This window comes from Fibrivirga algicola (genome assembly GCF_011742925.1).
In the GTDB taxonomy this organism is placed as follows: Bacteria; Bacteroidota; Bacteroidia; order Cytophagales; family Spirosomataceae; genus Fibrella; species Fibrella algicola.
Genome location: NZ_WAEL01000004.1, coordinates 186905 through 199078 on the forward strand (window position 1 = coordinate 186905; position 12174 = coordinate 199078).

The window sequence follows — 12174 nt, forward strand, 5'->3', positions numbered from 1 at the left end:
AGTATCAAGTCAGTAAGCCAAAACAGCTCGTACTTGACAGGGCAAAAATAGCCTTTTTTGCCCGTTCGGGGCCATTTTTTTCAACATAGTGCTTGACAAATACCCGGAATACCCCTACTTTTGCATCATCGAATCCACAGAGAGATGGCAGAGTGGTCGATTGCGGCGGTCTTGAAAACCGCTGACTGTAACAGGTCCGGGGGTTCGAATCCCTCTCTCTCTGCAAATTCTAAGCCCGCTGACAAGCGGGCTTTTTTTGTGCTTATATAGCTAATTATTCAATCGTCCACTTTTTTACCTATGAAAATAAGGCCTGAATTGATGGATGCAGCTGATCTACAGGTTAACAGCTCGAAACCCACTGTGAACGAGCTAGCAGAAATCAGCGCAACCATCCGTGCACGGAAGCAGACAGCCAAAACGGTTATAAACTCATCCCAACAGAGTAAGTCACCCATTAGACAGTAAGTATCAGACCTGTAAACTGAGGATAGCGGATGAGCTATGACCGTAAGCTACTGACCAATGAACAAGGTTGGTCACTATACTTGTTGTACATTTAGCTACTGTAAAGACCCCAAACGGCAATGAAAACGCAGGAAAAAAAACTAACTCGCCCTAAGAAGCCGCTGACTGTTAACCTGATTAATGCGTCAGGAAAAGAAATTAAGGGGATTATCATGGCTGGGAAGTTCCCAGACGAAGACCCAACACTCAAGCTGGCTCGTGAGTTGGGCGGCAAGTACAAGCACCTTGTACCAAGCGTCGTTTCTAAATGAATTTGCGTGCAGTTCCTTCTACCATTCTGTGTGACACGGGTATCTTAAGCCGAGCTATTAGTAGAAACGCACCGTTTCTGGAAGCTTTTGAAGAGGTTGTTGCCATTAGTCAACCCGTTATCAGCACAGCTGTTTACATTGAGTTACAACACTGGTTAGTATTGCAGCGTGGACTCGTTAAGGAACCTATAAGCCGGCCAGATTATGAGCGATTTCGTAAAAGTCTGGATACATATCTGATCTTAAATAGCGACAGTGTAAGCGAGCAAGCTATACACATTGCCAGACGCTGGCCAGACACAGGTGTTGGCGATTGTTATACGATAGCTACGGCGTTGGTTTTCGACGTACCTGTTTTCACGCTGAACCCTAAGCACTTTGAGCGAGTACCTGGCATTGTACTCTATAAACCAGACAATTACACCCAGTTGCTCCTTAGCGTTCGACGTAAAGCTTGATTTGACGATTTATTAAATGCAGCCCGCCCGGTCCCTGGTGGGCTTTTTTATGCGCCCTATTTCGGCAACAAAACCCCGCAAACAACTAATCGCCATATCAACGTACCTGAGCGCTTAGGCTCCAGGTAACGATAACCCTTTGGACTGTCCATAAAAATAGATACACACGATAGATTTCAACTTTTTCTGGGTGGGCATATAGGGTAGTGCGGTGCAATCTTGTCTTCAAATCGTTATACGTAGTTTACGACCTGGTTGAGCCCTTTTATGCCTTCTCTGATACCAAGTAGCCCGACACCACTCGTACCAAACGGCGTGCAGCAGGTCGATACGATTGCGCAGCCGCTTATGCTCGACGATGAAGTACTGGTTGGTCAACTAATGAAAACCGATCCTGAACAGGGTTGTTCCTGGCTGTTCCGGCGGTACTATACCCTGCTATGCAATCATGCGCTCCGGTACGTCTACTCGCGGGAAGTGGCCGAGGATATTGTGGGCGAGGTCTTCTGCACGCTCTGGACCAACCGCCTGTATGAGTCCATCACCACGTCGTACCGGGCCTACCTGTTTGTGGCGGTTCGCAACAAGTCGCTGAATTACCTGCGCTGGGAGTTAGACCGGTCGGCCGTTGGAAACGATGCGTTTGGCGAGGCAGACACCGCCGTTGTGGCCACCGACCTGCACACGCCTGCCGAGGTGGTTCAGTTCGACGAATTATACCAGAAAATCAACGAGACCATTGCCGAGTTGCCGCCGCAATGCCGCCGGTCGTTTTTGCTATCGCGCTTTGAGCAGAAGCCCTACCGGGACATTGCCCAGGAAATGGGCATCTCCGTGAAAGCCGTCGAAGCCAACATCAGCCGGGCGCTGGCGGCCCTGCGAAAAATGCTCCGTACCGAATTTGTAGTGGCCCTGCTGCTGGCCACCGACCTCATATAGGGTAAAGTGCCGCCCGCTTGTCTACCTGTAAACTTCCCGACCTCCCCTGCTCACGATTGACCTTATGGACGGACCATCTATTGAACGTACCCTGAATGACCTGTTTGCCGGTCGAGCCACGCCGCTTCAAAAAAAGACGGTCGAGGTCTGGCTGCGGACGCCCGACAATCAGGAACTGTATTACCAGTGCCTGGCCCGCTACGAAGCCGAGAACACCCAGTACGTACCTGACCTGACCACGTCGCTTGCCGACTACCAGTCATTTATAAAGGGGAATGCGTACCCACGTCGAACCACCGACACCAGCGTGCGCCCCCTACCCGTACGGCAAAGTCCGCGCTGGCTGCTGAGCATTGCGGCTTCCATGGTGCTGCTGCTGGGCCTTGGGTACGTTACCTACGACTGGTGGGGCTACGAATCGCTGACGGCACCCTACGGACAAACCCGCACGTTTACCCTGGCCGATGGCTCCGACGTGATTCTCAATGCCCACTCAGTGCTGCGGGTGCCGCGCTTTGGCTTTGGCAACAGCGACCGCGAGGTCTGGATGACGGGCGAAGGCTATTTCAACGTCCGGCACACGGTGAACGATCACCGGTTCACGGTCCACACCAGCAACCTGGACATCCGGGTACTGGGCACCAAATTCAACGTCGACACCCGCGCCAGCCGCACCGAGGTGGTACTCAGTGAAGGAAAAGTGGAATTGGTGAAACCCAATGCGGTAGACAAGCGCCCGCTGACGATGAAGCCCGGCGATCAGGTGACGCTCATGGCGGGCGACACGGCATTCCAGCGCAAGCTGACAATTCGGCCCGATCAGGTGGCACCCTACCGCCAGAACCAGCTCGTTTTTGCCGATACGCCGCTGAGTCTGGTGGCGCAGCGCATCGAGGAATACTACGGCATCAAGGTCGTGGTTCCGAACCGCGATCTGGCCCGCCGCGAGCTGACAGGTACGTTGCCCAACAACGACCTGACCGTTGTGCTGCGCACCCTCTCGTTATCGTATAATCTGGCCGTCGACCGCCAGCCGAATCAGGTGATACTCAAACCGCAATGAAAAGACAACTCCACAAACAACTCCGCTACGGCCTGCTTGGTATCGCTTTATTGTACCAATTGCCGGTCCATAGCCAGGAAACAGCCTCGGTCAAAAACCGGCTCGAACGGCCCTCATCGGCCCGTCAGCGCCCCCTGCGCGATGTGCTGATCGACCTGGAACGCAAGCATAAGGTGTTTTTCTCGTACGAAAGTAAGCTGGTCCGCAACATCAAAGTCAGCGCCGAACTGCCATCGACAACCAGCCTCGACGCTACACTTCAGCAGCTACTGAATCCGGTAAATCTGCGCTCGCAACGGATGGCAGACCGGTACTACTCGATCGTGGTCGACAACAGCCGTCCAACCGGTGTGCTGCCGTCACGCCTCACCGACGGGTCGTTGCTGTCGCTGCGGACTCCCTCATCGGGCAACGTACCTGAGCGCGACCTGACCAGCCTGACTTTTTCGGCCGACAAAGCCGTGCAGACCGTTACCGGCACGATTACCGACGAAAACGGCGGACCACTGGTGGGCGTCAGCGTCATTGAACGGGGTACGTCAAACGGCACCACAACCAACGCGGATGGCCGCTTTTCACTCAGCGTAGCCGGGCCGCAGTCGGTGCTGGTGTTCAGCTTTATCGGGTACGTTACCCAACAGCAGGAAGTGGGCAACCGCAGTGCGTTCGACCTGAAACTCACACCCGACACTAAGTCGCTGGGCGAGGTGGTGGTGGTGGCCTACGGTACCCAACGCCGGTCGAGCGTGACGGGGGCGGTTGATCAGGTAGGGCAGCAGGCGCTGGAAGGGCGGCCCGTGACTACCGTGTCGCAGGCATTGCAGGGTGTGTCGCCGAACCTGGTGGTGCAGCAGGGTTCCGGCGAGCCGGGTGCCGGACTGAATATTAACATTCGGGGCGTCAGTACGCTGGGCAACAACAGTCCGCTGGTGATCGTCGATGGTATTCCGGGGTCGCTCGACGTGCTGAATCCGTCGGATATCGAGTCGATATCGGTGCTAAAAGATGCCGGATCGGCCGCTATTTACGGATCACGGTCGGCCAACGGTGTTATTCTGGTGACAACTAAAAAAGGCGCCAAATCTGGCAAAACGACCGTGACCTACAACGGCACGTTCGGCGCGCAAACGCCCACGCTGCTACGCGAATCGAACGAGGCGTGGGAATACGCTATGTTTAAGAACGAGGCACTGGTGAATTCGGGCCTCTCGCCGCAGTTTACGCCGGGGCAGATCGCCCAGTTCAAACAGCAGGGATCGTACCCCTGGTTTCTGACCGAAATTCTGAAGAAACAGGCACCGCAGCAGAACCACAACCTGAGCGTATCGGGCGGAAATGCGCAGACCACGTACCACGTCTCGGTAGGTTATCTGAACCAGTCTAACTTGCTGAAAGGCCCCGATTTTGGTTTGAAACGCTATAACTACCGCATGAACCTGACCCACCAGATCGATAAGGTCAAGTTCACCGGTATTCTGGCCTATTCGCGCAACGAGATCAAGGAACACGCCTATGCCACCGATGGCCTGATTCTGGACGCGGCCCGGATGCCCCGCACCTACCCCATCACCGACTCGCTCGGCAGGTACGTTCTCTCCCCGATTTTGTCGGAAAGCAACCCGCTGGCGCGGCTGGAACAGGGCGGCTACCGGCGTTACGACAACGACAACGTGTTTGGTAACCTCACGGCCGAATGGGAAGTGTTCAGCGGATTCCGGCTCCGGGGTATTTTCGGCGGCGAACTGAACGCCAACCACCAGTATGAGTTCCGCCGGTCGATCAACTACTTCCCCTACACGGGTGGTACCGACAATGTGGCGACGGTGAAAGACGAAAACTACAAGTCGCTCTACACCAACATTCAGGCGCTGGCCGATTACACCAAAACGTTCGGCAAAAGCAACGTTACGGCGCTGGTTGGCTTCTCCAACGAAGGCTTCACCTCGCAGGGGAACGGCATTTTCAAGCGGGATGTCGACAATGACCTGGGCACCGATATTTCGCGGACGATCATTCAGACGGCATCGTACACGTCGAACCAGCGGACCAGCCAGAATGCCATTTCCAGCGTGTTTGGGCGGGTCAACTATACGTTTGCCGATAAGTACATTGCCGAGCTGAACTTCCGTTACGATGGCTCGTCACGCTTTGCCAAAGCCAACCGCTGGGGCTTTTTCCCGTCGGCGGCGCTGGCCTGGCGCATCACCGAAGAGGCGTTTGCCTCCAATTTCCGCAACACGTTTGGCGACTGGAAACTCCGCACGTCGTATGGTGTACTGGGCAATCAGAACGTGGGTGATTTCCAGTATCAGAGTACCTATTTCAACTTCGCCAACGCCTACGGGTTCAACAACACCAGCGCTGCCGGCACCGGCCTGACGCTAGCGAACCCCGACATCACCTGGGAACGGGCGCAGACCTTCAACCTCGGCCTCGACGCGTCGGTGTGGCGCAACAAGGTGACGTTCTCGCTCGACTATTTTAATAAACTGACCAAAGACATCCTGATTGCACCGTCGGTACCGGGCATTTTCGGCGGGTCGATCGGCGACTACAATGCGGCGCAGGTACGTAATCAGGGCTGGGAGGCGTCGGCTATGGTTCGCCACAACACCGGTCAGGTACGTCATACCCTGTCGCTGAATCTGGCCGACAGCTACAACAAGGTGGTATCGATCGACGGAAAAACGAACATCAACTACCTAGGCGAACTGGCCGTGATTCTGCGGGAAGGGCTGCCGGTTCGGTCGTACTACGGCTACCAGAGCAATGGCTATTTCCAGAACCTGGAGCAGCTTTCGGCCGGTCCGCGCCCGACGTTTGTGGCCCCCGGTGATCTTCGTCCCGGCGATGTCAGGTACGTTGACCAGAATGGCGACAACATCATCGACGAGGCCGACCGGGTAATATTGGGCAACCCTTTCCCGCGCTACACCTTCGGGGCGACGTACACGGCAAGCTGGAAAGGATTTGACCTGAACCTCTTTGTGCAGGGCGTTGGCAAGCGAGCGCTGTTCCTGCGGGGTGAAGCCGTTGAACCGTTCCACGGCCCCTTCCAGGACGCCATTTTCAAACACCAAAGCGACTACTGGACACCGACAAACCCCGATGCTGCCTACCCGCGGCTGACCCTCGGTGGGGCGTCGCGGAATAACTGGGGCGTTGGCTCTGACAGGTTCTTGCAGGATGCCTCGTACGTGCGCCTGAAAAACCTGCAGGTGGGCTACACCCTGCCGGGTCGCCTCACGAACAAGCTGGGCATCAGCAAGCTACGCGTGTACTACACCGGCCAAAACATGCTGACGCTTACGCCCATGCAGGTCGGTATCGACCCCGAAGCCACCGAATTCAATAACAGTTTAGTGTCCACACGCGGCAACGTGAACTCAGGGCGGGTGTATCCCAACCCACAGTTCAACGGCATTGGGCTCGATGTAACGTTTTAAGCACCGATCAGATTATGAAACATGCATATATCGCCTTGCTGGCGGCGGCGTTGTGGGTAGGTGGGTGTAAATCCCTTGACCTGGCCCCCACCGACCGGTTCACCGAGGCTACGTACTGGACCTCTGCCGACCGGGCACTCAGTGTGCTCAACACGGCCTACGCGGGGATGTACTCGCCCGACTATTTTTTCGCCAACGATGCTCTATCCGATAACGCCTACAACCAACTGGGCGACTTTCAGGGGGCCAATTCCATTGCCCGGGGCGCGTATGACCCGGCGTTGGGACGCATCAAAGGCGAATGGGATTTTCACTACGGCGGCATCAAGACCACACATATTCTGCTAGCCAACATTGACCGGATTCCGGCGATCGATGCCACGCTGAAGGCGCGCATTCTGGCGGAAACACGGTTTATCCGAGCGTTTCACTATTTCCAGTTGCTGACCTGGTACGGCGATGTTCCGCTGTTCACGCAGGACATTGGGATTGCTGAAGCGCGCTCGATTCCCCGTACACCACGCGCTGAGGTACTGGCCTTTGTGCTGTCGGAACTGGATGCGGTAACGGCCAATCTCCCAACGAATGTGCAGTATGCCGCGGCCGACAAGGGACGCATCACCAAAGGCGCGGCATTGGCCCTGAAGGCGCGGGTGTTGCTGTATGAAAGCCGCTGGGCCGAGGTGGCCACGGTCTGTGAGCAGTTGATTGATAACACGACCAACGGAACCTACGGGTTGTACCCCAGCTACGAAGGTCTGTTTTTGCCCGCCGCCGAAAACAGTCAGGAAAGCATACTGAGCCTCGGTTTTGTGCCGGAACTACGTACCCACGGCAATTTCCGCGACTTTGTGCCCATCACGATTGGCGAGCGGGTCAATAACATTGCCCCCACGCAGGAACTAGTCAACGACTACCTGACCAGCAACGGCAGAGCCATTACCGAAACAGGCTCCGGCTATTCAGAAACCACACCCTACACCAACCGCGACCCCCGTCTGGCGGCAACGATTGTATACGACGGCTATCTCTGGCGTCGGCCCAACGGGTCAACCAGTACCATCTACATCCGGCCGGGTTCAACGCCCGCCAATGTGGATGCCCGCAATGAGTTTGGCAAGCAAAACGCGTCGACAACCGGCTATTACGTTCGTAAATACTACGACCCAACGGCCAACGCTAGTTTCCAGTCTGGACTCGATTTGATGCTGATCCGCTACGCTGACGTGCTGCTGATGTATGCCGAAGCCAAAAACGAGCAGGGCCAACTGACCGCCGCTATCTGGGACAAAACCATTGGTGCGCTGCGTCGCCGGGCGGGCTTCACCGACGCCAACGCACTGGCGTTCCCAACCGGTGGCAATCAGGCGAGTCTGCGCGACATTGTCCGCCGTGAACGTCGCATCGAACTGGCGCTGGAAGGGCTGCGTGTGTTCGACATTCGTCGGTGGCGCATCGCCGAAACGGTGCTGAACGGGTTTGCCCACGGCGCGCGCTTTGGCGACCCCGCTATTGATAACGGGTACGTCCGAGTAGATCGCCGCACGTTCGACCCCGCCAAACAGTACCTCTGGCCCATTCCACAAATCGAGCGTGACCTCAATCAAAGCTTAACACAAAATCCGAACTGGTAAACCTCAACAGGTTTGAGGCTATTCTTCCGTAGTCATCGAACCTACACTCTCCATGAAACAGACCCTTCTTTCCGTTCTATGCCTTTGCCTCGCGGGATTGCTGATGCAGTGCAAAGACGCTGGTCGTGACATTAACACGAACATCAGCGACGTTACCTCGTTCTTTTCGCCCAACGATAATCAGTCCATAAAACTGCTGCCTGCCACCCCGGCTACAGTGGTGTTTGAATGGGATCAGGCGCGCGCTGAAGACGGCACCCTGGTGCTGTATGAACTGGCGTTCGACAAAGAAGCTGGTGATTTCTCGAAGCCGATCTACAAGATTACGTCCGACCAGAACGGCGTGATGAATAAAGCGACCGTCACTCACGCCACCCTGAACCGGATTGCCGCGCTGGCCGGGATCGGCTCGTTGGGGCAGGGTAAACTGAAGTGGACCGTGCAGGCTTCGCGCGGTACGAACGTGAAGCAGGCTAGCCAAAGCCGGATGCTAAACGTAGAACGCCCGGCTGGTTTCGCTGAAGTTCCGGCGGAGGTATTCCTGACAGGCGACGCTACCGAAGCGGGCACCGACCTGACCAAAGCGATCAAGCTAAAGAGTACGAGCTCGGGTGTGTTTGAGGTCTACACCTCGCTCAAGCCAGGTACGTATTCGTTCGTTGACCGCACCACCGGCACGGCTAAATCATTCAACGTCAACGGCACGAACATTGGCGAGAGCGGAACGACCACCGTGACCGGAGCGACCAAGACCTACCGTATTGTGCTGGACTTCAACAATGCTGCCGCCCGAGTAACCGAGATTAAGTCGGTGGGTCTGTGGGTTGCTGGCGACAACGCTGTGCGCACCACGTTGCCATACGTAGGCGGGGGCGTCTGGATGCTGCCGAACTACAAAGTGGAGTTCGTTCAGTTTTCATGGGGCCGGGATGAACGCTACAAGTTCCGCCTCACCACGGTCGGCGCCGACGGTAAAGACGCCTACGAATGGCTGGGCAGCAGCAAAGCCGACAACTCCCGCGCCGATGCCAACACCCCGGCGAGTTATTTCTACTTGTTGCCCATCGGCGAAAGTCAGTGGGACTACACCTATAAGTTTGACGGAGCCGTTGATAACAAGAACGCCGACATCATGGTGTCGCTGGCTCCCACGGCCCCTTACACGCATAAGGTTACGATTAAGTAAAGCGTAGCGTTAATTGCTTCGTATGTGGACTTCGCTATCGTTGTCACTCGCCACAGGCAAGCGACAACGATAGCTAGAAATTAAGCGAACGTACCTGCGTTTCCGTTCACCCTAAGCCTGACTCGCGAAGCCAACCAACACGGAGCACCAATTTAACAACTGAGCTATCATTCCAAATTTCATCCCTCAACGTCGATGTCGTCACTTAATAAATTACTTGCCCTGCTCACCCTAACCCTGTTTATTGCCTGCAAAGACAACAGCATTGGGCAGGGTGCCGGGCCTGCAACCAAACCCTACGTTTTTAACTGGACAGTCATTGCCGACAGCAGCACGCAGGCCCTGACCCGGCAGTTTTTCAACGAACAGGGCCGTTATTTCAACGAGAATAACAGCGGTAGTACGCAGTTCAACTACTGGCCACAGGCGCATGCCCTCGATGTGCTGGTGGATGCCTACGTGCGCACCAAAGACAGCCGCTACCTGACCTACATGAATGACTGGTACGGCGGTGTTCCCGTTAAAAACAACGGCGGATTCCTGAACGAGTATTACGATGATATGCTCTGGAATGCACTGGCCACGCTACGAGCCTACGACGCTACCGGCGACAAGAAATGGCTCGACGTATCGCAACTGCTCTGGAATGATATCAAGCTTGGCTGGAACGACACCATGGGCGGTGGCATTGCCTGGCGGAAGGGGCAGCGGTATTATAAGAATACGCCGGCCAACGCGCCCGCCATTATCCTGGCCGCCCGCCTCTACCAGCGCCTGAAACGTCCTGAGGACCTGGATTGGGCCAAAAAGATTTACGACTGGCAGCTAAAAACGCTTGTCGAACCAGCTACCGGATACACCTATGACGGCATCAACCGGCAGAACGATGGCAAGATTGACCTGACCTGGAAATTCACCTACAACCAGGGCCTTATGATTGGGGCCGGTCTGGAGATGTTCCGTGCTACCCAAAATCAGACGTACCTGAGCGACGCCACCAAAACCGCAAACTTCACCATCGCCGACCCCGAACTGACCAACGGCGGCCTGATGCGCGCCGAAGGAAATGGCGACGGCGGCCTGTTCAAAGCTGTGCTCGTTCGGTACCTTACATTGCTGGCTACCGAACCCGCTGTTCCTGCCGACACGCGCACTCGTTATGTCAACTACCTGAAGTTCAACGCTGAGACCCTATGGCGTACAGGCACGCAGAAGCCGCAGGTTGTCTATGGCGTTTTTTGGGGTAACCGCCCCACCGACGGTAAAACGGACCTGACTACCCAGCTCAGCGGCGCCACGATGCTGGAAGCCATGACGCGGCTGAACTAGTAACAATTTGCCTTTTGCTCTAGGCTACGCGCCCCGGCCCCCTTAGCGGCGGACTGGGGCGCGTAGCCCTACACAAATAACCAGGCGGTTTATTTCCAGTTCGCGAAGCCTAATCGCCACACTACCGACCTTATACACTACTGCTGTAACCTCTCCCGCAGTACCTCAAGCTCACGTTTTTTGGCCGCGTAAAGGCCATGCTCCCAGCCACTGGCCATGTATGCCAACGCGAAGAAGGCGATCAAGCCAAGCAGCAGCCAGACAGATTTTCCGCCTTGCCATACCCCCAGCAGACTTAGCCCCACGATCGGCAGCATATTCCAGCGGAGTAGGCGCGAGAGACGTACCTGATAGGTAGCCATCGAAATGGCGTGAGTCAGCTCACCAAGTATCGTCCGGTCGAACGTTTTTTGGCCGTTTAGCCTTCGAATACGACTTACCAGCACGTAGAGGGCGGTGGCAAACATCCAGGCGGCCATCCCGTACATAGCCAGATTTGCCGGAGTTTTAGTCAGATTAACCGCCAGCACGACGCTTCCAGCAACCACATTTACAATAATGCTCAGCAGTTCACTGATTCGGGTGATGTGGAACGCCTGATTCTTTTTGGCCTGAATGCGGTGGTGCAGGGCGGTTTCGTTGATTGCCCAAAGCGGCTGATTCGTCTGGGCATCCCAGATTTTTTGTAGTTCGTCAAATTCCATGATGATCGGGTTGTCTTGATTTGGTGATCAGTTGCTTTTTGATTCGGTTGATTTTCACGCCGATGTTCGATTCCGAGATGCCCAGTATCGTCGCCATTTCCTTGTAGCTGAAGCCGTCGAGCAGCAGCAGGCACAGGGAGCGGTCCACTTCATTGAGCTGATGGATTTCCTCGTAGAGCCAGGCAATTCGCTCATCAGGCTGACTGGCGGGCTGCTCTAACAACGGTTGTAGTCCATCGATTGGCTCTCTGGCGTCGGTGTGCTTCCGTTCTTTCGTCGACCATTTGATAGCTGTATTTAACGCGATGCGATAGATCCAGGTGGTTGGCGATGATTGCTGCCGGAACGTCGGGATAGAGTGCCACACCTGAATCAGAATTTCCTGCAGCAGATCATCCTGATCCATGACCGGAACAGCATAAGCACGTACCACCTTAAAAAGCAGCGCTTTATACTGACTAAGCCAGTCGGTAAACGTTTGATTCTGCTCTGTTTCACTCATGCCATTCGCTGTTTACACTATTAGTACCAAACAGCTGACAATTTCTTACAGGCACAGAAAAATAACGCCTTCTTGTACGTCTGCTCTCGGGCGAATGCGCGTACAAAAAGGCGTTCAATTGCCTACTCGTAAAG

Annotated in this window: 10 protein-coding genes and 1 tRNA gene; 9 read left to right on the forward strand and 2 right to left on the reverse strand. The window is 55.3% G+C overall.

Going from position 1 to position 12174, the window contains the following annotated elements:
• Window positions 1–138: 138 nt before the first annotated feature.
• From F7231_RS12190 to F7231_RS12230, 9 genes are all read left to right on the forward strand, one after another.
• Window positions 139–223, forward strand: a tRNA-Ser gene (locus F7231_RS12190).
• 364 nt (window positions 224–587) lie between these two features.
• A complete protein-coding gene (locus tag F7231_RS12195; RefSeq protein ID WP_085413694.1) occupies window positions 588–779 on the forward strand; it encodes a hypothetical protein in 192 nt (63 codons plus the stop codon).
• Complete coding sequence (locus F7231_RS12200; protein ID WP_085413693.1) at window positions 776–1237, forward strand: type II toxin-antitoxin system VapC family toxin; 462 nt, start codon at window positions 776–778, stop codon at window positions 1235–1237. Before F7231_RS12195 ends, F7231_RS12200 begins: the two co-directional genes overlap by 4 nt.
• A 267-nt stretch (window positions 1238–1504) precedes the next feature.
• Window positions 1505–2176, forward strand: a complete 672-nt coding sequence (locus F7231_RS12205; RefSeq protein ID WP_229369863.1) for an RNA polymerase sigma-70 factor — start codon at window positions 1505–1507, stop codon at window positions 2174–2176.
• Window positions 2177–2240: 64 nt separating this feature from the next.
• Window positions 2241–3239, forward strand: coding sequence for a FecR family protein (locus F7231_RS12210; RefSeq protein WP_166692091.1), 999 nt, complete (start codon window positions 2241–2243; stop codon window positions 3237–3239).
• Entirely contained in the window at window positions 3236–6685 is a 3450-nt protein-coding gene (locus F7231_RS12215) for a SusC/RagA family TonB-linked outer membrane protein (protein ID WP_166692092.1), read from the forward strand. Before F7231_RS12210 ends, F7231_RS12215 begins: the two co-directional genes overlap by 4 nt.
• A 14-nt stretch (window positions 6686–6699) precedes the next feature.
• Window positions 6700–8319, forward strand: a complete 1620-nt coding sequence (locus tag F7231_RS12220) for a RagB/SusD family nutrient uptake outer membrane protein (RefSeq protein ID WP_166692093.1) — start codon at window positions 6700–6702, stop codon at window positions 8317–8319.
• Between the two features lie 52 nt (window positions 8320–8371).
• Window positions 8372–9505: a SusE domain-containing protein gene (locus F7231_RS12225; RefSeq protein WP_166692094.1), complete on the forward strand. Its 1134-nt coding sequence runs from the start codon at window positions 8372–8374 to the stop codon at window positions 9503–9505.
• Window positions 9506–9700: 195 nt separating this feature from the next.
• Complete coding sequence (locus tag F7231_RS12230) at window positions 9701–10834, forward strand: glycoside hydrolase family 76 protein (RefSeq protein ID WP_166692095.1); 1134 nt, start codon at window positions 9701–9703, stop codon at window positions 10832–10834.
• A gap of 137 nt (window positions 10835–10971) precedes the next feature.
• Here the strand turns inward: F7231_RS12230 and F7231_RS12235 are convergent, their stop codons facing one another.
• Complete coding sequence (locus F7231_RS12235) at window positions 10972–11538, reverse strand: hypothetical protein (protein WP_166692096.1); 567 nt, start codon at window positions 11536–11538, stop codon at window positions 10972–10974.
• A complete protein-coding gene (locus tag F7231_RS12240) occupies window positions 11528–12040 on the reverse strand; it encodes an RNA polymerase sigma factor (protein WP_085413683.1) in 513 nt (170 codons plus the stop codon). Before F7231_RS12240 ends, F7231_RS12235 begins: the two co-directional genes overlap by 11 nt.
• Window positions 12041–12174: the final 134 nt, after the last annotated feature.

What these genes read in the sequence shown, in the direction of transcription:
- F7231_RS12195 (WP_085413694.1), top strand. Translation starts at nt 588, where the DNA reads ATGAAAACGCAGGAAAAAAAACTAACTCGCCCTAAGAAGCCGCTGACT.
- F7231_RS12200 (WP_085413693.1), top strand. Translation starts at nt 776, where the DNA reads ATGAATTTGCGTGCAGTTCCTTCTACCATTCTGTGTGACACGGGTATC.
- F7231_RS12205 (WP_229369863.1), top strand. Translation starts at nt 1,505, where the DNA reads ATGCCTTCTCTGATACCAAGTAGCCCGACACCACTCGTACCAAACGGC.
- F7231_RS12210 (WP_166692091.1), top strand. Translation starts at nt 2,241, where the DNA reads ATGGACGGACCATCTATTGAACGTACCCTGAATGACCTGTTTGCCGGT.
- F7231_RS12215 (WP_166692092.1), top strand. Translation starts at nt 3,236, where the DNA reads ATGAAAAGACAACTCCACAAACAACTCCGCTACGGCCTGCTTGGTATC.
- F7231_RS12220 (WP_166692093.1), top strand. Translation starts at nt 6,700, where the DNA reads ATGAAACATGCATATATCGCCTTGCTGGCGGCGGCGTTGTGGGTAGGT.
- F7231_RS12225 (WP_166692094.1), top strand. Translation starts at nt 8,372, where the DNA reads ATGAAACAGACCCTTCTTTCCGTTCTATGCCTTTGCCTCGCGGGATTG.
- F7231_RS12230 (WP_166692095.1), top strand. Translation starts at nt 9,701, where the DNA reads ATGTCGTCACTTAATAAATTACTTGCCCTGCTCACCCTAACCCTGTTT.
- F7231_RS12235 (WP_166692096.1), bottom strand. Translation starts at nt 11,538, where the DNA reads ATGGAATTTGACGAACTACAAAAAATCTGGGATGCCCAGACGAATCAG.
- F7231_RS12240 (WP_085413683.1), bottom strand. Translation starts at nt 12,040, where the DNA reads ATGAGTGAAACAGAGCAGAATCAAACGTTTACCGACTGGCTTAGTCAG.